Raw genomic sequence first — 18,477 nt, forward strand, 5'->3', positions numbered from 1 at the left:
TTGTAATTCGACTCAGATTATTTAGACCAATCACAGGGCATCGTGACAGATCACAAACCATTAAATCGTGATTTTTTTGGTCATATCTAGTCACATTAAATCATGCCCTTGTGGTCAAATTGTGGACATGTGTGGACAAACGAAAGCCCCGATTACTCGGGGCTACTCACCCTCATAACATCCAGGAACGGAACCTTGATCGTCTCGCCGTTCCGGTAGACGTGGACAAGCGTCGTCCTGGAATCCATCTCCGTTATGACACCTCGAACCACCTCATCCCAACCCCAGACAGTTAGCACTACCTCAGTCTCCTCGTTCTTGGCCTCGGTCAATTGGTCCGCTAATTCTTCCAACTCGAATTCGACTCTTGTCGGTCTCTTTGCCTTGTACGACTTCCCTGGTTTAGCTACTGCTGGCATGCCAATCACTCCTTGGTTGGTTTAAGTATGCTTTCAACAGCTTTGGCAAGGTGATTCCCGATTTCCGCTCGCATCACCTCTCGCGTCATACCAAACTTGTCTTCGTATCCTCGGCATACATAGCGGTTGTAAACGATATCGTCCTGTGTATCATCGCCCAGGATCTTGATGTTGCGCTTTTTCAGCTCGCGACGATTGTTGAAGGTTTCGAGGCTTACCTGGTCCAACACCATCCTCATAAACCTCGCCATTACATTATGCATGGATATCTGAGAGCGCCCGACTTCGTCAAGCGATCTTTGAACCATCGTCATCAGGTGGGGCAGTAGAACGGAGTCCCGGATCAGCTTCAGTTCCTCGGCTGTTGCTTTTCCCGCGGCTGTTCGATTACGTTGCTCATATTGCTCCTGATGCTCGGTCAGCAGCATCTTGCCGCCCCAACGGCCGTTTCTATCAAGCTTGCTCATTTGTAATGACCTCCGATCTGTCCAGCTCTCTCCCGTGCTACGCCCGCATCTTGTAATGACGACGCCTTCATGATCGCCGCACTCCCGTATCGATCCTTTATTGCGTCCGTTGCTCGCTCAAGGTCATAAGCCCTCGCGCGGTCGTCAAAGAGCGTCAGCTGCGTTACATTATCGTCGGTCAACTGCGTTATGGATACGTAGAGGAAAGCAACGGGCAACCCTTGCCAATATTCCCTAAATAACCGTAGGACAGCAGCCTCGATTTCGTGCGTGAGGTTCGTTGCGTGGGCTAGTGTAGTCTGCCGACCAAAGCGGAAAGCCCGTTCTCCGTCCGTCTCCCCAAGCCCCACAGATACCACACGGCCTTGCTTTCCCAATCGACGAGCCCGACGACAAACCTCGATCACGAGCTCTTGCAGCACAAGCTCGATATCCTGCCGTCTATAATACAGGCTGGCCCGGAGTGTCTTGCCGTGGGATACCGATTTGAGCTCATTACGGATCGACGGGACGACAGGACTCGGGTCGATTCCCCGCGCCGTCTGCCAGTAATACTCCGCCTGGATGTCGCTCTGCTTGCCCATCCTTAACCGCATCCGGCGTTTAAATTCTTGGAGCGACAGCCGGGCGATGTCCCCGATCGTCGAAAGTCCCATGATGTTAAAATGGGTCCCCATCTTGCTGGCCACCATAAACATCTGGTGCACCGGCAGCGGCCACAAAGCGGTCTCGATGTTATCGTATCCAAGCCTGAAGATACCCTCGTCGGTTTTTTTAGCGAAGTTATCCGTCGCCGTCTTCGCAAGAATCTTGCTCGGGCCGATCCCGACGCGGCTCCAAACGCCTGTGGACAAAAGGATGTGCTCTTGTATTTGACGAGCCAGCGCTTCCGCAGAAGCATACTGTTTTAGCACACCAGTTACATCCAGAAACTGCTCGTCAATGCTGTACGGCTCGACCAAGTCCGTGTAGGTTTCAAATATCTCCGTTATAGCTAACGATATCTGAATGTACCTCAGCATCCGAGGCCGGATAATCACCAGGTCGGGACACTTAGCCAAGGCGGTAAAATTGCGTTCGGCGGTCGTCACTCCCCGGGATTTAGCAATCGGGCATGCGGCCAGTACGATTCCTGATGGTCGGCTGGGGTCTCCGACCGCAACCGGACGATTTTTGTATTCTGGATGGGCTGCTTTCTCGCACGAAGCGTAAAAGCTTTGACCATCGATCAAAAAGATCGTGCGCTCAGGAGACATAGGCGGTCACCGGCTGCGCCGCCAAAATCCGTTCGGACGCGAATCTCCTTGGCTTGTTGCGCAACAAATCGAACGCATACACCGTACCCGCGTCGACCCGGATGATCCGGATGGTTCTTTGGCTTATCCGCTCCTTTTTGTCCACGTACATGATGACTATCGTTTTGCCTACATACTTCGTAATGGACATTTTCCCTCGCCCCCATAGAGAACGTTTGTTCTTATCATATTACGAACGAGTGTTCCCTGACAATACTCAATTTATTCCTCCTAATTGGACACCATAATGATTATGAAACCAATCATCCCTTTTGAGCCGATCCGCTCAGATTCCGTACCCAGTGGGAAGCAATGGATCTATCAGGTCAAGTGGGACGGCGTGCGAATCCTTCCATACTTCGACGGCGCCCAAATCAGGCTTTTTAACCGTCACTTAAATGAACGAACAATGCAGTTTCCGGAGTTGACCGACCGGAGCTATTTTGAGGCATCCTCCATCATCCTGGATGGCGAGGTCATCGCCCTGGCCGCTGACGGCAAACCATCGTTTCATGAGGTTATGCGGCGCGACGGAGTGCGCCGGGCCGATCGGGTAGCAATGGCCAGGCATGAGGTGCCGATCAACTACATGGTGTTCGATATTTTATACCTTGACGGCGACTGGCTCACCGATCGACCGCTCCGGGAGCGGCAGCTGCTGCTTTCCGAGGTCCTTGTTCCCGGCCCTGTCGTCCAGCCGGTGGCCTCGCATCCAGACGGAGAAGCCTTGTTTGGGGTCATTAAAGAACAAGGTATGGAGGGTATCGTCTGCAAGGATCTCAACAGTACATACGGCATCGAGGGCAAAGACGGTCGGTGGGTAAAGGTTAAAAATTACGGGGATGTCATCGCGGTGATCGGGGGATTCACGTTGCGAAGCGGAGTCGTTAACGCGGTATTGGCCGGACTGTACCACGAAGGAAAGTTGCAGTTTATCGGCAAGGTCGGGACCGGCAAACTCACGCAAGCGGACTGGCGCGAAATAACCAGAGTGGTCGCGCAGATCAGCACCCTGGACTGCCCATTTGCAAACCGCCATCCGGACATGCGCGGGGCACAATGGTGTCAGCCTGTATTGACCGCAAGGATCCAATACACGGAATGGCGCTGGCAAGAGGGCCGGACTATGCGGCAGCCAAGCATCCAAGCTTTTGTAAACGTACCGCCTCACGAATGTATTTGGGAAGTGTAAAGGAATGTAGAGTGTGAAGTCGAATAGTATCAGCAACGGGAGTCCGGAGGGATCGAATCAAATAATGGAGGCTAAACTGATTAACCATGCCTTCCTCCATGGGTTGACCGTAGAGGTTTGGCAGGACGGCGAGCTGATCGGCAGCGGGCGGATCGTGGAGCATACAAGGGATTTTATCAGGTTGGATGACGGGAATTATTACGTAAAAGCAAACTGCGAAATAAAAATAGCCCGAGAGCCTAAGCTCCCGGGCTGATCGTCATATCGTGATACGCACGGCATTGGCCTCTTTATCCCATACCACCTTGGCTCCCAGCGCCTCGGCGAGCGCCCTGGCCGGAACGCGGGTCACTCCGGCTTTGACCTCGCCCTTCTCCGGCAACTCTTTGCCGTTGACGATAACGGCGATCTCGTTCGTGCTCACGGGCTTCTCCTCCTCCCGGGACGCCGATCCCCAGAAAATAGAATCGTCGTAGCACTCGTTATAGTCGACCGTGTGGCCGGCCAGCGTGACGTTGTTTTTATACTGCCACAAATCCGCCCGGCTGCTCTTTTTGCCATCAGACCAAGCATAGGTCTGCCAGAAGTACCGGCAGGCTCCGCGGCGGAACATCTCCTCAATTACGCCGTAATGGCCGTATACGCCTACGTGATAGCCCGGCAGCTCGTCCTGTGCAGCTCGCAAATAAGCCTCGATCTTGTCGTAATCGCTGGCCGGCGCATCGTAGTCGACGGCCATGAAGATCGCCGAACCTGTCGGTTGCCCGATCACTTTGGCTTCGGCCAGCGCAGCCTTGCCATCAGCGTTCCCGTTCGCGGCCCCGCCTTTGGGCCGGTCGGCACCGAGTTGGAACACGCTGGCCAACCTCAGCCCGGCCGTTTGGATCGCATCCGCCTCCGACTTGAGCATCCGCTTCCACGCATACGCAGGCGGCACGAGATACCGGACCGCGAACTTTGCCCCCTCGGCCGCAATCGCTTTGGCCTTAGCCGCGGTCAACGGCACAGCACAGTCGATGCCGAATAGTGCCGGCGGAAACAGCTTAGCCTTGTCCACCTCAATGACAACGGCATGGTGTACCGTGCGCGGGCCACTGGCCGACAGATCGGCGAGGTGATAGTTACCCTTTTTGATGTCGAGAGACGCCCGAAGTTCCGGGAAGCTAGAATACAGCGTTGCCGATCCGCCGCCGTCAAGGTTGATCGCGTCGTGTGCGCCGTAATGCAGCATGACCGCGGCGAGCTCCGACAGGTACAACCCCCGGTCGGCATTCCCGCGGCCATCGACAAGCACAAGGATCAATGTGCCATCCGTCTTAATTCCGGCGGCCAAACGCGGCTGCAGCTGTTTAATGTCCGACTGCACGTTTTCCAGCTCTGCCGCAGCGTCGGCAACGTTTTTGCCGGCCTGTATAAGCCGGGGCGCTCCCTGAGCAGCCCACGTTACACCGTCGACCCCGGAAATATCGCCGATGCCGAAGCGGCCGCCAGCAAAGTAAAGGTGGTCGCGATCAACCGTCTTGCTGGCGATGTCCGGCGCGATCTGCTTGCCGTCGGCAATGGTCCGGCCGAGCAGCGCTCCGCTGGCCACGTCTACATATGAGGCGTTAAACGCGAGCACGTCGCCGGCCTGCTTGGCGGCAATCGCCGGCACGCTGCTGCCCTTGCTGTAAATGTACCGGGCTGCCCGCACGGCTGCCGGCGGAAGCTCGACGATCCGGATGTCCGTCCAGCCCTGCGCCTTGCTGTACCCGCCGCTGTACTGCAGCGGGCCTTCCTCCACCTTGCCGGCGACGACGCGAATACGAGTATGCTTAATCATACTTCGGTCTCTGGCAATCCCGCCAAGCTGGTCAGGTAGCTGAGGATCGTCGCCAGCAAGACTGTGCCGCCTACGACCTGCCAGTCCACACCGCTAAATACCGTCGTTGCTCCGATTGCGCCAATGGCCGTCTGAGCTGCCGTCTTAACCGCGCGGATCGTTGCTGCTTTTAACCATTTGATTGTCATAATGATCATCCTCCGTTAAATTTGATAAGCGCACCGATCGCCCCAACGATAATCGAGCCGGTGACGGTGCGCCATAGCCATTTTTGATTGTCTTTGATCTCGTTAAGTCGCAAATGGGCCGACTTGGCGGACTCGAGCGCCTGTACGGCCGTCTCGCTGGCGCTGATCGCCCGGTCAAGCTTGCCATCCATATTGTCCAATTTGGTCTCCACACGCGTCATGCGCTGCAGTACATCTGCGTTATCTGCTTGGCTCATCCGCCCCACCTCCAATTAAATAGGTCCCGCTTATTCAGCGGAGCCCTGCGTATCTGCGTCAAGCATCGTCTGCACATCGGCGCGCCAGCGGACCGGCACGTCCTCAATCTCACGCAGGCCAGCTTTGATCAGGTCATAGTAGACTTTAGCCATTACGCATCCCCTCCGGTTAAAATTTCGGCCAGCTCCGCAAGTGCGAGCTGCACGTCAAGCTTGTCCGTCTGCTGCGCCTCGGCCAGTTCGGCGAGCGCGAGTTTCAAGTCGAGATTCTCCGCGCGGAGCTGCTCCGTCTCGGAAAGCGGCTGCGGCGCATTCCGGATCTCGTCAATCTCCTCCTGTGCCATCCCCTCGACCCAGCACTCGGGTTTATCAGGTACAACATAGACTGGCCTGTCTCCGCGCTCCTCGTCAGATTGTGCATACCAGTCAGCAAGTGCCTGATCAAATGCATCGCGGGCGGTTACTATTGCATCCAGATAGTCGTCCCATAAAGAAAAGTCCCACCGGGGCTTAAACAGCCCGTTTGGGACTTTCTCGGCGATGATATATCCGGTTACGATCTCTTCCGGCTCTTCTTCGTCTTCGGCGGGCAGCAGCTCGCGAATCTCCGTTACGCCCGTTTGTGAGAGTGGGACGATGACCGGTTCGACGTAGTAGCCTTCGAGGTCTACTTTTGCGGCTTCTTTCATTTGGTGATCCCTCCTTATTGTTCGGCTCTGAATATCGCATTCAGAACGGTACTTGTTGCGTTTGCATAATTTAATTTTACTTCGCCATTTTCCCAGATCACCAATTCCACAGGTGTTTGTGTCGCTCCGTGTATCGTGAATGACGATCTATTCAAAGGTCTGTACCCGACCGGCAAGACGAAAAGAACTGTATTGTTGGTCACAACTCCACCTTTTATCGCCCCTCGAATTGTTACCCATCCTTCATCATTTTTGGTATAACTAACTGGCGCATACGTGTCGCCGTAATTCTCCCAATCATTCCGCAGCGTCGGCGCGATCCATTGCGGCTGCTGCTTCTGCGCCTTCGTATTCTGCAAGACGGACGTTTCCGTCCGCGCCTCCACCAGTTCCCTCACGAGCGAATCGACCGACTCCCGGATGTTCGGCGCATACTCCGCGCTGATTGTCTGCGGGGCAATGCCGATCGCGTAGGCATCGAGCGCCAAGTAAGTGACGGAATAGGCGGCGGATGGGTCATAGTCACCATTCGTATAACGATAATTGCCGTAGGCATAGTCCGTCCTTGAAGCCCATTTGTAATCAATATCACCATCTTTATAAAGGGTTATGGCTCTATCAATACGCCAATTTAAGGCTGTACTTAATACTGTTGGATGCCCGTAGATGTTAATATTTTTATTGCTTTCAGATGCCTTCGCCGCTTCCCGTACCACAATCCCCGTTCCAACCTCGACCTGATTATCGCCCTCATGCAGCATCAAGGAGCCTTCATAGGTGACTGGCTCGTCTATGCTTTGGGCGAGTTGGTACATGAGGCGGTAGGGCGAGCCGATCCAGTCACTCGGAAGACTATCGCCCGGAGACTGTCGACCTGTCACCCACGTACCACTTTTGTTTTTATACGCCCATCGTTTTTCTAATCCGTCAGTCCTAACGTATGTGCTCGTATCCGACAACGGAAGGGTATTATCGTAAAGTTTCCATCCCCAAAAATAAGCCTTAATCTCATCTACTGTGGGTGCGTAGGATTCTCCCCAACCGCTATCAGAGTTCGGAATAGACAAAACGGTATTTCCGAGATTTGACCAGTTAGTCGCACTAAGATAATCCGCGCCGTCAGTTGTCGGTGCGCCGTACTTCAACTTGGAGCCGTCGAATTTAATGACATTGGGCTCTACACTCCGCTCGTATCCGACAGGGAAATTTAAGGTTTGAACGGTTTTATATCCCGTCCCCGAAGCGCCTGATTGAAATCCCCACGCCAGCGCCCCATCCAGCACCGCTTCCCGGAACCGTCGCATCACCCTCGGTTTGCCTTGTCCATCCGTATACAGCCGATCTGTTACGCTGCCGTCTACGTTGGAACGGAGGTTGCAGTCTGGTAGATAGAGATAGGACGGTTTCTGCGGCTCGAACGGGAGGGGCTCGGGGCCGATGTTGAGCATGGGATCGGCAAAGGAGTAAGTTCCCGACGAAGGATTGTCGAACGTCGAAACACGAATAAATGCTGTATCTTCCGTAGTGACGAAGGAGTCACCTACGGTTGAAATATATTCCTTGTTCCGCCCCCGCAAATAAACCTCAAAATCGTCTCCAACAAACGAATAATCCTGTAACGGGACACAAGGAATATCGATGTAAGATTGTTGGGTCACATCGTTGGCGTTTAACGTCAGTTTATAAGCATCTGTCACGACGGCGCGCGCGTGTAGCGCCCACTCCGAAAACGGAGGAAGCAGATTCTTCCCCTTATTCTCGATATAGACGGCATTGACGTGCTTCATGTCGTCTACGTAGGGGTAATTGGCGGCAATGTACGCCTGGGCCTCGGCGGTCGTCAAACCGTCGATGTACGCCTTTTCGGCGGCGGTGATCTCGTAGATAGAAAATCCGTCGAAATTTGCCTGAACTTCGAATACCCCTGCGCCGCCAACAGCATTCCCTGCGATATAAAACAGATTGCTGGACGTTGGCCTGAACGTACCAAACATTAGCTGCCACGGGCTGCCGCTGTCCGTTGGTACTGAATTTGTGGTAACCCCATCATCCGGCAGGCCTGCGTATATGCCTACCGTGATATTGGCGCTGCCGAGGGTCCCGCCACTGACATATCCGACCACCAAATAATCCTTTGTCACATCCAGATTGACGGTGCGGAATACTCCCGCGAAGCCTCCTTGTCCCGTAACAGCGATCATATTAGGGCCAAATAATCCTCCGGAGGCAATCGCTAAGGCGGTCCCGTCTCCGGCCTCCCAATCATCGAGCGACTCCATTTTTCCCGCGCGCCCGAGCAGATTGACGAGCGTCCGGCCCTGCATGGTCGGGTGAAGGATTGCCGGGGCGTCGCCGCCCTGGACGACTTGGACGCCCTGAGAGAGGGAGATGGGTTCCCACGGGCGGCCATCCAGGTTATCCGCGAGCTTATCCGCGTTGGCGTTGATCTCCGCGCCGAGGCCGTTCATATCGTCGGGCAGCACCGTATCATTCAATGCCCAATCCGTTTTTGCCATTACGTCATGACCTCCTTGACTTCGACTGTTTGCAACACGAGCGTATCCGAGGTGATCGGGATCTCTACCTCGTTCGAGGTAATCAGGTTGTCCGATGCGTCCTTTAGCTCGATCAGCTCGACGAGCGAAACGTCGGCCACCGGAATGATATATTGCAGGATGACCGTTCGGTCCGGCGCTTCCTTAACCGTAAAGCTCGTAATCTCCACCATGCTGTTAAGGACGACCTTAGCGATTCGCCCATTGACGTAACCGGCGACGTCGTGCAAAAACTGCGTATCGATCATTTAACGATGACCTCCGATCCATATGAGGCAAAGGGCTTCTCTCCGAGCTGCCACGATCCGTTTAATTTATAATTCCACGTGATCGCCTTCATGGCGATATGCTCCTCAAGTCCGACCGCCTCGGAAATTGAGGTGTTTTGCTGATACGCCAGGTTGGCAGGTTTAACTGTCTCAATCGTGTATTGCACCTCACGGAAGACGTTGGCGTTTTGAATGTTGGCCGTCACGTACAGGATAAATTGCTGCACATCCACCGACACGACCGTCAGCCCCGGCCCGACGAGCTGGTCGAGTCGCTGCTGCAGGTAGCGCAGCGTAAACGGCGGCTTTGTCGAATAGCGGTTAACGATGCGGCGACGGCGGAAGTCGAGCGTTTCGACGGACGGATCCGCCTGAATGCCGAGCATCTTTTCTCGGCGTTTGATCGCATCGATGCCGGCGGTCATCACGAACTGATCGCTGAATAACTGGTCGACCGCTCCGGCGGCAAGCTGCAGCTCCTCGTCCTCTGTCTGCGCCAGTTCCACAAAATCCTTTATATCCTCATAAAACGAGGGCCAATACTCGCGAATTGGCTTACTCATTAATCGTCACCGTCCCAAGCTCCGGGATCTCGTCCGCGGCAAGCGTCAGATTGGCGGCCACGCCATTAATCTCGGTATCGGCCACATCCTCCACTCCCTGCACCGTGAGCATGCGCGCATCGATCTGCGCCGTCCGGACGATGAGCTGCTGCTGGTTTGCCCAATCTTGCCGCAGCTCCAACAGGTATGCGTCGATGACCGCCGCCACGTCCGCCTGCACCTGGCCAGGCGTCACACCGCTGGCCAGCGTCAACGTCGTCTCCACATTGACAGCCACTCCGGATACGCCCGTGATCGTCACTTCGTGGCCGATCGGAGCCAGGCCAATCCCCTGCCCGCTATTACCCGTCGGATCAATCTCCGTCTGCACATCATTAATGAGCGCCGGCGACGGAGGTGACCAGTCCGCGGCGATGATCGTGCATTTGACCGTCCCACCGCCGGCCCAGGCCGGATAGACCTTCGTAGCGCCGACGCCCGAAATGGCGTTAATCTTCTTTTTATAGTCCGCGACGTTCCCGCCGAAAGCCGGCTCGTTGACCGCTGTGTAAAATCGCGCCCGTAACGCATCGTCCGTCTCCTCATCCTCACCCGGTACAAGCACATCCGTCAGCTCCGCGCTCACCAGGCCGGGAATGCTCGTGATCGGAAGCAAGTCGCCGAACTTTTGGTTACCGACGACGCCGGCCACCTCGCACTCAAGCCGGTAGGCGCCGGCCGAGATTTGCGCCACGACGATGTAAGACAGATCCTCGATCGCATACCGGCTACCGATCGGCACGTTCAGCGGAGCGGCGCCACTTCCGAAGAACAGTCCTTGCCGGATCGCCTTAGTCGCAGCTCGTCGATTTATCCCGAACTCCGCGGTCCGTCGAGACAAAAAATCTCCCGCTGCGGAGTCCGCATACGAGAGATTGTAATTGATATCGAGATCGATATAGAGCTGCGCGAGTTCGGCCGCCGCCGGCGCCAGTGCATCATAGATGATGCTCCCTTCTCGTTTGTCCAGGTCATCAGAGACGCGGTCGAGCATCCGCTGCAGAATAAAATCATAGGTCATGTGCTCAAACACCGTTACTCACCTCCTGCTGAAAACTCCCCTCCGTCGAGACAACGAGAAAAGTCGCTGTCAGGCTTTCCCCCTCGACGATCACCTGCATGTTCTGGATCGCAGTCACCCTATCGTCCTGCAGCAGCGCTTCCTGGATGCGGCGAGACACTTCGGAACGAACAAAGGCCGGGGCTCCGCCGACTACCGCGCCGAGTTCATGGCCGTAGTCGAACGAATAAATCTCGTGGAAAAACCGATCAGATTGCAGAATCTTAACCACTGCCTGCTTCACGGCGTCCAAGCCGTCCGTCAAGCCGGCGACGCGCCCGCGCGCGAAGTCCAGCTTATACGTGCGGGAGGGCTGCGAGATCTCTTCCGTCTCAGTTTCCGCGATCGATGCGCCGACCGGAATCATGAATCCACCACCTTGTCCAATAAGACGTATTGTTGGCCACCCTGAGCACGCAGAAGCACGACCTTGTCGCCGGCTTGCAGATCTTCACGCACTGGGTAGTCCGTGCCGCCGATCGTCACCTTCAGCGGCAGCGTGGCGGCGGTCCGGAGTAAAAACTCGGACGTGAGTGTCAGCCGCTGATCCACCGTAACCGCGAGTGGTGATACCGATTTGACGATGCCGATCCGGACGGCGACCGGCGCGCCCGCCTCCACCGCCCCCATGCTCGCCTGCTTAATTGCTCCCATCAACTTCTCAATGCTCATATGACCTTCAGCTCCAACGTCATAGTATGATCGCCGCCGTCGAACCGATGCGAGCAGGTGTCGACGAGGAATGGCTGATTGATCCCGCGCTCGCCGATCACGATCGGCACATAACAGCCGGCGCGGACCCGGACGTCGCCGATCGCGTCGACCTTCAGCGTGCGAGTCTCCCGGTTCTTCACCGCAATGAGCGTGTTCAGCATATCGCTGATCTGTGCATCGTTCATATTCTCGTCGACGGATTGCGAGAGCTGCAGCACACCCCACCTGGCCATGCTAGCGCTGTCCTGGGCGATGTACGTATCGCGCTTCCCGGACTTTTTATTATCCCGATAGAGCTTGATCCTGTTGTATGTGTCGCTGTCGATAGAGCGCTCCGCGCCATAACCTGTCATAAGGCTGCTGTCGCCTACGAAAAATTCGAGCAGCATGCTCTCGGAATCCCGAAGAGACAGCCCACCGAAATCGTCATACAAAAAATAATTGCGGCCCCCGTTGATCAGCGTCAGGTCGAGGGCTTTGCAGATGATGTCGATCAGCTTCTGGTTGTCCTCCAGCAAAGTGGGGATTCGGTAGCCGGTATCATCTACCCGGCCGAGCTTCAACCCGAAGTCGCCGGCGATCCGCCGCAAGACATCCGCGGCCGTCGCGCCGGCGAAAGCGTAAGTGTCGCTGCTCTGCAGGTACCGGATCTGATCGTAACAAAGGATTTTAACTGCTTCGTCGTTGCTTTCGGAAAGCTTGAAGACGTAGCCGTAGAAGACGTTGGCAGAATCGTATCGGAAGCTGATCACGTCACCGGTATTAATCTTAAAATCCTTCGCCTGAAAGATACCGCCCCGCACGAGGGTGAATTCCAGGCTACCGGGCCGGCCAATCCGGGTCGTCTTCCACGAGATATCCGAAACGATGCTGGACAAGTCCCACACCTTGCCGTCCTTGTTGTCCAAGAGCAGCTCAATCACGATAACCCCTCCTACTTCGGCAGCTTCAGGACCTTCCCGACCGCCAGCGTCTTAAGCTGTGCATCGGTCAGCCCGTTCAGCTTCTGGATCTCACGCCAGCGGTCGCCGTTCCCGAGCACGCTCTTAGCCACCTTCCACAGCGTGTCGCCGGCGCGCAGCGCATACGTCTTCGGCTTCTCCCGTTCGTCCGCGCGGGGCTTGGCCGCCTTGACGATCTGCTTGCTTCCGCCTGTAGCCGCGGTCTTAACGGTGACGCGTTGTGCGGAATAGAAAACGTATTTTTTCAGCGTGATCGAATATTCGATGTCACCCGAGCTGCCGGCCGCTTCCTTCCAGTCGAACGATTCTATCGAAACCGCCTCGTTGAAGTCGAACGTATCCCCCGTAAAAACAAAACGGATGGGCCGCTTGGTCGCCATCCATCTTGTAATGTAATCCACGTAGGGATTGGTCTTCACCTTCACTCCGGAATCGTTCGCAGCAGTAACCGACTGCAGCAGCGGAACGTCGACGAACGGGTATAACTGCGCCGGGAAGATGCTGCTGAACCGATACGTCGTCAGCTTCGGATTCTTAATCACATTGATCTCGCCGAGCTCCACGATATCGTAGGTCGCCCCTTTGCTCCCGTCGCTGATCTCGATGCTGCTCGGATTGACCGGGAGCTGGAAGCCCTCCTGCTGGTTGTTATACGACAGCCAGATGCCGTACGCCATCAGCCATACACCTCGCTTGCTGGTGGAAGAACGATTTTTTCAATCATTTTAGAGAAACGTTCCGAAAAAAAAGCATCGGCATCTGCTAGTTGAATAGATGGCGTCAATGTAATGAATTGCTGATTCTTTTCCTTGAATTCAGCCAACTCTTCTCTTACAACTTCCCGGATAATCTCCCTTAACCTCTGCTCGTCCATTACGTGTACACCCCCCGTGCTCCAGACGCAATCAATTCGGTCATTTGATCGCCGATATTGGCGATAATCTCGTCGACCGATCGGCCGTCCTGGCGGACGTGCGTGTCCCCGAAGCTGACCTGCGGAGTCAGCGTCACGAAATTCTGAATCGACTTCATCTCGGCCAACTCGCGCATCATCTTCAAGTCCTCGCTGGATATGTCGACGGTATCCTTGATTTTGCCGACTTCGCCGACTTTTTCGATGTTCGGAGCGCCTCCGAATCCGCTCATATCCATTCCACCGAGCAAGCCTTTCCCAAGGCTGCCCATCTTCTCAGATATGCCCTTCATAAAGTTCGAACCAGCGTCGTAGCCTTTCTTCGCTTCGTCGATAATCGACTTCTCCTCCATGCGTTGGATAACTTTATAACCTTCCGGCATTTCACCTAGCCAGTCTTGCATTTGATTTTGCAGGGATGTAATGTGACCCGCTAAGTCGCTGCCAAAAACCCAATCGATTGCCTCCGCTACTTTTTTTACGCTGTCCAACGTTGTATTTACAAAATCGACGAACAACTTCTTCGCGGAATAAACTGGATGATTGAAAACGTTCGCGAAGAATTCGGCAAACACTGCAAATCTATTATAGAGAGAGGCAATACCGTTATAGACAGCCGCATATAGCCCCATAAACAAGCCAGCCACAAAACCGACAATCTGATCTGCTGTCACTCCCATCTTACTGAGCAACCATAACAGGAGCATAATGCCCGCAATTACAGCTAATACAGGCCATGCCGCAATGACCCACGAAACCAGCCATTGAGCTGCAAACGCGAGAGCAACAATGCCCAGGGCAACCAAAAAGTTTCTAATCAAGTCCAGATGGTTCAAAATAAACGAAAAGGCCCACGATGCCCCACTTGCAAGCATTTGCAGTCCAATCGTGAGTCCGTTGAGCAATCTATCAAAGTTTTCACTTTGCATAGACTGATTGATCGTCTCAATAAGTGGTCCGAACGACTGTAAAGCGGAATTCTTGACTTCGTTCCAGATATCCCCGAACGTCCGGGGCATTGTTGCAAACTTACTGTTGATATCGTCCGCCGCCGCGAACATTGCCCCCTTGATAATGTCCGCCGTGATCGTCCCCTCTGCGGACATCTGTTTCAATTCACCTTTTGATTTTTCTGTGAACTTGGCAATTGCCTGAGCGAGCATCGGAGCGTTTTCCATGATCGAACGGAATTCGTCACCTTGAAGCTTACCTGCAGCCATCGCCTGGCTGAGTTGGTACATGCCCGCTTGCTGCTCCATCGTGCCAGATCCGCCGACGCGAAATGATTTCTGCATGAGCTCAGAAAAGGCGATCAGTTCATCGTTCGATCTGAAAGCATCACCTGCGAGCGTACCCATCCGGCCGATAACGCCTGCCATATCCTCATAGCTACCCCGCGCTCGTTTTGCTGCTGAAAAAATCCTGGATTGGAGTTCGTCCGTCGTCTGAAGCCCATCATTGATCAAATCTAGGCGAGCTTTGGTGTTAATATACTCGTCGCTGGTTTGCATTGCAGCTCCAACCCCTGCAAATGACAAATAGCCAGCCGCCAGCCCCCCAAAACCACCGAACCATGTTCCTCCTCCACCGCCACCTCCAGATCCGCCACCACCACCACCACCACCGGAAGGCGGCATGTTACGAATGGCTTGGTTCAGTTGCCGTACCAAAATGATGAGTTGGCTAAGCAAAGATGTAATATTACTACTGAGGTTGACGGTAGCGGTTATTGTGCCGATTCGGCTTATGATCTGCGCCCTCAATGCAGTTGCCTGAGCTAATGCCTGGAACGTGTTCAGACGTACCATCACATTGATTGGAGCGACATGGATACTGGCAAGCCTCGCATTGATCGCTGTCGTATTGATGTTAAGGTTCATCCGGGCCGGCCGCTCGATTAATCGCCGCATCCTCTCGAGCGCAGTAATTGCAGTGTTGACCTGGTTGGTTACGCGCTGCAGCGGTTGAGTGAAACGATCCATCATCCGCAGCGTGGTCGAAATCGTAGGCACCTATAGCACCTCCAAAAAATAAAAAAACACCCCGAGGGGTGTTAGTGTCAATCTAGGTTAAAAATATCTTGAATCGTATGTTACTTTAAGAGTTTCAATATAACCCTTTTCTGTTCCCTCTATTAGCCAGAAGTCGTCGACATTCATTGATTTATCCACACGCTGATACCTTAGAGCTGAACCCGTATCTGCTACTTTCGTTAGATTGGGACTACGGTCAATTCCAAATTGTTCGAGTACATGCTCTTTATCGTAAACTTGCCCTGAACCATATAAGGTAAATCGCACAACTTTGTCATCAATGAGCATGAACTCCTGAAGTTCATCGTCATAAGTCAGCGTAACCGCGTTATATTTTTGTCCATTTGCACTATCAAAGACCCAATCTTCAGTGGATTCTGGATCGCCAAGCTTGCTGATTAACTCGCTCTTTGTTAAATGAGCAAACTGCACTACGTCAATAATGGGCTCCACCTTCTTTTCAGGAACCTTTTCAGAACTATCTGAAGTAACTGCGGTATTTGTGCAAGCTACCATCGACATAACGAACAACAACAGAATGAACAGTCTTCCTTTCATTTCGCCCTCCAATTTGTTTTTAGGAATATAATACCATATAAAAACGAAGGGTGGACCGCTATTTTTTCTTAATTTTCGTTCTTTCCCGACGTTCTTCTTCTACCCGAACCAGTATCATCGCGGTTAACGCCGCTTTTTTATCGGTCTCAAGCGCAGCAAAATCCCAAGGCATTAAACTAAATTCGTGGAGGGCGTAGTAAGCCACGTTGGCCTCCCCGTCGCCCTCCTTGATTAGTTTTTTACCTCTTCGACCAGATCGTCGAACTCTCGGTCAAATCCGTTGAGCTCTTGAACCTTTCCGAGGAGAGTCGCATACTCCCCGGCACGCAGCATCTTCTTAAGCAAGGCTTCAGCGCCGAGAACGCCGTAAGACTTTTGCAAATCCGCATCCTTCAAATCCGGAAACACAACGCTCGCGACGGCAATCTTCGCCATATACACTTCCGGCTTCGTTTCCTGAATCCGTTGGCCGCCCTTTCCCTTCACCATTTGGGTCGAAGCTTTTCGGATTTCCTCGTTCTCTTCCTCGGACAGCGTCCGGAGCTTCCACGGTATTGGCGCTCCCTGTTCATCCTTAAAACGATCGGAAATGACGAAATCCTCTGTACTTTCCAACTGCACATTTTGTGCGAAAAATGCTTGCAAACTCATATTAATCGCTCCTCATCATAGATGGGCGCCGTTTAAGCGCCCGTAATCGAATTGAACAAGTCCGGCAGATCGTAATCGCTGAACGTGAATGGCATTTCTTCTTCCAGCATGTCGTCAGACGTCGCATCGAACTTCGCGGCGATGATGCTGTCCAAGTTGCATTTTAACAGCGTGGCCGTCTGCTTGCCGGTTCCCGATGTCGGATCCTCGTTAGTGATCTGCAATTCGAACCAGAAATCCTTCCCCGTTTTGACGAAATCCCGCATCAACTGACGGAATACCGACGTCACGTAATAGACCGTCAGTGTGCCGCTGCCCTTCCAGCCAGCAGAACGTTGAGCGGTATTGGTTTGACCCAAGATCGGCACGTCGACTTTATTCTTTTCGATTGTCGCTTCGATGGTTTTGGCGTAGAAGAGTTCTTCAACCCGGCCGTTGATCGTCGCGAACGCTGTGGCCTGTTTGCCGCTGATTGCATCGCTCTCTCTGAAAAACATCTGGCATCCTCCTTCCTATTGAACGGTAATGGTCATGTAGATTTTTTCGATGCTGTCCACCGGTTGAATGTCGGCCTCGATCAGGACGGCATCCACATCGTTGCCTGCCGCGACGGAAATGTCCGTCTGGCTGTCAAAATTCTGAATCGCGTTGATGTTCTGGAGCGAGGTCAGGTAATTCACGCACTCCGCCCGCAACAGGTTCCGTCCGTCGGCATTGTTCGACACCTTACCAATGTAGAACTGCGAGAATATCCGGACAAAGTCGTTATTGATGCCGTCCAGTACGCGAATAACACGGTTCTTCGAAAAAGCCTTCCCTTTGTCCGGCGTGAATGTCGTCAGCGAGTTAATGTCCTGCTCCACGACAGCCCGGCCGTTGTTCGCGGTGAAGAAAAACTCGCCTGCCTGCAGCGCGGCAATGATCTGGCTGTTGGTGTACCGCGTCGCCACGTCTACTGCTCCGTCATAGGCCGCATACGTCAGAGCCTCGTTCACCGCGGCCCCGGCCGTCGCGCCGGCCACCCATGCCGTCGTCTGGGCCGCGGTGAGCGTCGTTCCATCGTCCAGGATGACGCCATTTTTGACCGAGATCACGCCCTCGTAATCCGCAGACGGGTAATTCTCGAGCACGACTTGGATCTTCTTGCCCTCGTCGTCCCTCAGCCGCTTCGCGAAGGAAACGAACGCCCCTTTAGCCGTGACGTCCGTTGACGGCAGCGCGATCGTGTTAAAGTCCTGCGGCTCGATCGCGGCCAGATAATCCAGGTAGTCTTGATTCGTCGCACTGCCGTTTGCCCCGTCTACCAGGGGTACGCCAGCCGAAGCGGCGAGATCGCCTGTACCGCTGAATACGACCCAATCGTTCGAGACGAGCCCGGCAATGTTGGCCACCGTCTGGGAGTCGACTTCATCCCCGTTCAGCAGCGTCCGCACGTCGTACAGGTCCTCGTCGTCGACGTTCTCCGAGATGACGATGGTCAGATCGTTCCCGCGGGCGCCGCCCCATTTGGCCGTGACCGTCAGGTTCCCGCTGGTGACGGCTGCCTTCGTACCGGCGTTCACGCGGTAGAGCAGCAGTTTCTGGGCGCGCTTCAGCGCTTCCCGCACGAGCAGTAGAGCCGAATCCGTGATCGGATAGCCCAGCTTGGGCATCGTGTCCTCGCCGGCTTCGATCGTCGTGATCACCTTCGGCTCGCCCCAAGGGAGCAGCAACGGGATCGACACGATGCCGCGTTCGCCCAGTGTGCCCAACGCCTTCGGCGCGGTCACGATGTTCACGTAAACGCCTGGGCGCACCTTATTTTGTACAGTCCAGCTTCCACCGGCCATCG

Annotated in this window: 25 protein-coding genes; 1 reads left to right on the forward strand and 24 read right to left on the reverse strand. The window is 54.4% G+C overall.

Translation table 11 applies throughout. The features are described 5' to 3' along the window. Positions 1–152: 152 nt before the first annotated feature. Genes ACFFT4_RS00040 through ACFFT4_RS00055 form a run of 4 tightly spaced genes read right to left on the reverse strand, consistent with a single transcriptional unit; the run spans position 153 to position 2,332 of the window. Positions 153–419, reverse strand: a complete 267-nt coding sequence (locus ACFFT4_RS00040) for a YolD-like family protein (RefSeq protein ID WP_378044043.1) — start codon at positions 417–419, stop codon at positions 153–155. Between the two features lie 5 nt (positions 420–424). Further along, a complete protein-coding gene (locus tag ACFFT4_RS00045; RefSeq protein WP_378044044.1) occupies positions 425–886 on the reverse strand; it encodes a YhjD family protein in 462 nt (153 codons plus the stop codon). Beyond that, a complete protein-coding gene (locus ACFFT4_RS00050; protein WP_378044045.1) occupies positions 883–2,142 on the reverse strand; it encodes a DNA polymerase IV in 1,260 nt (419 codons plus the stop codon). The genes ACFFT4_RS00045 and ACFFT4_RS00050 overlap by 4 nt, the downstream gene beginning before the upstream one ends. Then, a complete protein-coding gene (locus ACFFT4_RS00055; RefSeq protein ID WP_378044047.1) occupies positions 2,132–2,332 on the reverse strand; it encodes a hypothetical protein in 201 nt (66 codons plus the stop codon). The genes ACFFT4_RS00050 and ACFFT4_RS00055 overlap by 11 nt, the downstream gene beginning before the upstream one ends. A gap of 102 nt (positions 2,333–2,434) precedes the next feature. Here ACFFT4_RS00055 and ACFFT4_RS00060 point away from each other — a divergent pair, with 102 nt between their 5' ends. Then, positions 2,435–3,373, forward strand: coding sequence for an ATP-dependent DNA ligase (locus tag ACFFT4_RS00060; RefSeq protein WP_378044049.1), 939 nt, complete (start codon positions 2,435–2,437; stop codon positions 3,371–3,373). 259 nt (positions 3,374–3,632) lie between these two features. Here the strand turns inward: ACFFT4_RS00060 and ACFFT4_RS00065 are convergent, their stop codons facing one another. Genes ACFFT4_RS00065 through ACFFT4_RS00160 form a run of 20 tightly spaced genes read right to left on the reverse strand, consistent with a single transcriptional unit; the run spans position 3,633 to position 18,475 of the window. Then, positions 3,633–5,195, reverse strand: a complete 1,563-nt coding sequence (locus tag ACFFT4_RS00065; RefSeq protein WP_378044051.1) for a glycoside hydrolase domain-containing protein — start codon at positions 5,193–5,195, stop codon at positions 3,633–3,635. Continuing rightward, positions 5,192–5,383 carry a holin gene (locus ACFFT4_RS00070; RefSeq protein WP_378044053.1) on the reverse strand — a complete coding sequence of 64 codons (192 nt, stop codon included), beginning with the start codon at positions 5,381–5,383 and terminating at the stop codon, positions 5,192–5,194. The genes ACFFT4_RS00065 and ACFFT4_RS00070 overlap by 4 nt, the downstream gene beginning before the upstream one ends. Before the next feature lie 5 nt (positions 5,384–5,388). Next, positions 5,389–5,640, reverse strand: a complete 252-nt coding sequence (locus tag ACFFT4_RS00075) for a hemolysin XhlA family protein (protein WP_378044054.1) — start codon at positions 5,638–5,640, stop codon at positions 5,389–5,391. A gap of 30 nt (positions 5,641–5,670) precedes the next feature. Further along, positions 5,671–5,793, reverse strand: coding sequence for a CD1375 family protein (locus ACFFT4_RS00080; RefSeq protein WP_378044056.1), 123 nt, complete (start codon positions 5,791–5,793; stop codon positions 5,671–5,673). Continuing rightward, positions 5,793–6,329 (reverse strand): hypothetical protein, encoded by a 537-nt coding sequence (locus ACFFT4_RS00085; protein ID WP_378044058.1) that lies wholly within the window; start codon positions 6,327–6,329, stop codon positions 5,793–5,795. The genes ACFFT4_RS00080 and ACFFT4_RS00085 overlap by 1 nt, the downstream gene beginning before the upstream one ends. Before the next feature lie 14 nt (positions 6,330–6,343). After that, positions 6,344–8,845, reverse strand: coding sequence for a hypothetical protein (locus ACFFT4_RS00090; RefSeq protein ID WP_378044059.1), 2,502 nt, complete (start codon positions 8,843–8,845; stop codon positions 6,344–6,346). Next, a complete protein-coding gene (locus ACFFT4_RS00095; RefSeq protein ID WP_378044060.1) occupies positions 8,845–9,132 on the reverse strand; it encodes a ketopantoate hydroxymethyltransferase in 288 nt (95 codons plus the stop codon). Before ACFFT4_RS00095 ends, ACFFT4_RS00090 begins: the two co-directional genes overlap by 1 nt. Further along, positions 9,129–9,716: a putative phage tail protein gene (locus ACFFT4_RS00100; protein WP_378044062.1), complete on the reverse strand. Its 588-nt coding sequence runs from the start codon at positions 9,714–9,716 to the stop codon at positions 9,129–9,131. Before ACFFT4_RS00100 ends, ACFFT4_RS00095 begins: the two co-directional genes overlap by 4 nt. Beyond that, entirely contained in the window at positions 9,709–10,788 is a 1,080-nt protein-coding gene (locus ACFFT4_RS00105; protein ID WP_378044064.1) for a baseplate J/gp47 family protein, read from the reverse strand. Before ACFFT4_RS00105 ends, ACFFT4_RS00100 begins: the two co-directional genes overlap by 8 nt. Next, positions 10,781–11,182 carry a DUF2634 domain-containing protein gene (locus ACFFT4_RS00110; protein ID WP_378044066.1) on the reverse strand — a complete coding sequence of 134 codons (402 nt, stop codon included), beginning with the start codon at positions 11,180–11,182 and terminating at the stop codon, positions 10,781–10,783. Before ACFFT4_RS00110 ends, ACFFT4_RS00105 begins: the two co-directional genes overlap by 8 nt. Beyond that, a complete protein-coding gene (locus tag ACFFT4_RS00115) occupies positions 11,179–11,487 on the reverse strand; it encodes a DUF2577 domain-containing protein (RefSeq protein ID WP_378044068.1) in 309 nt (102 codons plus the stop codon). Before ACFFT4_RS00115 ends, ACFFT4_RS00110 begins: the two co-directional genes overlap by 4 nt. After that, positions 11,484–12,452: an XkdQ/YqbQ family protein gene (locus tag ACFFT4_RS00120; protein ID WP_378044070.1), complete on the reverse strand. Its 969-nt coding sequence runs from the start codon at positions 12,450–12,452 to the stop codon at positions 11,484–11,486. Before ACFFT4_RS00120 ends, ACFFT4_RS00115 begins: the two co-directional genes overlap by 4 nt. A gap of 11 nt (positions 12,453–12,463) precedes the next feature. Beyond that, positions 12,464–13,168 carry a LysM peptidoglycan-binding domain-containing protein gene (locus ACFFT4_RS00125; protein ID WP_378044071.1) on the reverse strand — a complete coding sequence of 235 codons (705 nt, stop codon included), beginning with the start codon at positions 13,166–13,168 and terminating at the stop codon, positions 12,464–12,466. Beyond that, positions 13,168–13,365 carry a hypothetical protein gene (locus tag ACFFT4_RS00130; RefSeq protein ID WP_378044072.1) on the reverse strand — a complete coding sequence of 66 codons (198 nt, stop codon included), beginning with the start codon at positions 13,363–13,365 and terminating at the stop codon, positions 13,168–13,170. The genes ACFFT4_RS00125 and ACFFT4_RS00130 overlap by 1 nt, the downstream gene beginning before the upstream one ends. Continuing rightward, entirely contained in the window at positions 13,365–15,416 is a 2,052-nt protein-coding gene (locus ACFFT4_RS00135) for a tape measure protein (protein WP_378044074.1), read from the reverse strand. The genes ACFFT4_RS00130 and ACFFT4_RS00135 overlap by 1 nt, the downstream gene beginning before the upstream one ends. Before the next feature lie 57 nt (positions 15,417–15,473). Then, positions 15,474–15,995: a hypothetical protein gene (locus ACFFT4_RS00140; RefSeq protein WP_378044076.1), complete on the reverse strand. Its 522-nt coding sequence runs from the start codon at positions 15,993–15,995 to the stop codon at positions 15,474–15,476. Between the two features lie 58 nt (positions 15,996–16,053). After that, on the reverse strand, positions 16,054–16,200 hold the full coding sequence (locus ACFFT4_RS00145; protein WP_378044078.1) for a hypothetical protein: 147 nt from the start codon (positions 16,198–16,200) through the stop codon (positions 16,054–16,056). 26 nt (positions 16,201–16,226) lie between these two features. Further along, on the reverse strand, positions 16,227–16,646 hold the full coding sequence (locus tag ACFFT4_RS00150) for a phage tail assembly chaperone (protein WP_378044080.1): 420 nt from the start codon (positions 16,644–16,646) through the stop codon (positions 16,227–16,229). Positions 16,647–16,678: 32 nt separating this feature from the next. Next, positions 16,679–17,143: a phage tail tube protein gene (locus tag ACFFT4_RS00155; protein ID WP_378044082.1), complete on the reverse strand. Its 465-nt coding sequence runs from the start codon at positions 17,141–17,143 to the stop codon at positions 16,679–16,681. 15 nt (positions 17,144–17,158) lie between these two features. Further along, positions 17,159–18,475, reverse strand: a complete 1,317-nt coding sequence (locus ACFFT4_RS00160) for a phage tail sheath family protein (protein ID WP_378044083.1) — start codon at positions 18,473–18,475, stop codon at positions 17,159–17,161. Positions 18,476–18,477 lie beyond the last annotated feature (2 nt).

The sequence above is a fragment of the Cohnella cellulosilytica genome (genome assembly GCF_042431195.1).
Lineage (GTDB): Bacteria > Bacillota > Bacilli > Paenibacillales > Paenibacillaceae > Cohnella > Cohnella cellulosilytica.

Coding starts and splice junctions, on each gene's coding strand:
- ACFFT4_RS00040 (WP_378044043.1), bottom strand. CDS start 419: ATGCCAGCAGTAGCTAAACCAGGGAAGTCGTACAAGGCAAAGAGACCG.
- ACFFT4_RS00045 (WP_378044044.1), bottom strand. CDS start 886: ATGAGCAAGCTTGATAGAAACGGCCGTTGGGGCGGCAAGATGCTGCTG.
- ACFFT4_RS00050 (WP_378044045.1), bottom strand. CDS start 2,142: ATGTCTCCTGAGCGCACGATCTTTTTGATCGATGGTCAAAGCTTTTAC.
- ACFFT4_RS00055 (WP_378044047.1), bottom strand. CDS start 2,332: ATGTCCATTACGAAGTATGTAGGCAAAACGATAGTCATCATGTACGTG.
- ACFFT4_RS00060 (WP_378044049.1), top strand. CDS start 2,435: ATGAAACCAATCATCCCTTTTGAGCCGATCCGCTCAGATTCCGTACCC.
- ACFFT4_RS00065 (WP_378044051.1), bottom strand. CDS start 5,195: ATGATTAAGCATACTCGTATTCGCGTCGTCGCCGGCAAGGTGGAGGAA.
- ACFFT4_RS00070 (WP_378044053.1), bottom strand. CDS start 5,383: ATGACAATCAAATGGTTAAAAGCAGCAACGATCCGCGCGGTTAAGACG.
- ACFFT4_RS00075 (WP_378044054.1), bottom strand. CDS start 5,640: ATGAGCCAAGCAGATAACGCAGATGTACTGCAGCGCATGACGCGTGTG.
- ACFFT4_RS00080 (WP_378044056.1), bottom strand. CDS start 5,793: ATGGCTAAAGTCTACTATGACCTGATCAAAGCTGGCCTGCGTGAGATT.
- ACFFT4_RS00085 (WP_378044058.1), bottom strand. CDS start 6,329: ATGAAAGAAGCCGCAAAAGTAGACCTCGAAGGCTACTACGTCGAACCG.
- ACFFT4_RS00090 (WP_378044059.1), bottom strand. CDS start 8,845: ATGGCAAAAACGGATTGGGCATTGAATGATACGGTGCTGCCCGACGAT.
- ACFFT4_RS00095 (WP_378044060.1), bottom strand. CDS start 9,132: ATGATCGATACGCAGTTTTTGCACGACGTCGCCGGTTACGTCAATGGG.
- ACFFT4_RS00100 (WP_378044062.1), bottom strand. CDS start 9,716: ATGAGTAAGCCAATTCGCGAGTATTGGCCCTCGTTTTATGAGGATATA.
- ACFFT4_RS00110 (WP_378044066.1), bottom strand. CDS start 11,182: ATGATTCCGGTCGGCGCATCGATCGCGGAAACTGAGACGGAAGAGATC.
- ACFFT4_RS00115 (WP_378044068.1), bottom strand. CDS start 11,487: ATGAGCATTGAGAAGTTGATGGGAGCAATTAAGCAGGCGAGCATGGGG.
- ACFFT4_RS00125 (WP_378044071.1), bottom strand. CDS start 13,168: ATGGCGTACGGCATCTGGCTGTCGTATAACAACCAGCAGGAGGGCTTC.
- ACFFT4_RS00130 (WP_378044072.1), bottom strand. CDS start 13,365: ATGGACGAGCAGAGGTTAAGGGAGATTATCCGGGAAGTTGTAAGAGAA.
- ACFFT4_RS00140 (WP_378044076.1), bottom strand. CDS start 15,995: ATGAAAGGAAGACTGTTCATTCTGTTGTTGTTCGTTATGTCGATGGTA.
- ACFFT4_RS00150 (WP_378044080.1), bottom strand. CDS start 16,646: ATGAGTTTGCAAGCATTTTTCGCACAAAATGTGCAGTTGGAAAGTACA.
- ACFFT4_RS00155 (WP_378044082.1), bottom strand. CDS start 17,143: ATGTTTTTCAGAGAGAGCGATGCAATCAGCGGCAAACAGGCCACAGCG.
- ACFFT4_RS00160 (WP_378044083.1), bottom strand. CDS start 18,475: ATGGCCGGTGGAAGCTGGACTGTACAAAATAAGGTGCGCCCAGGCGTT.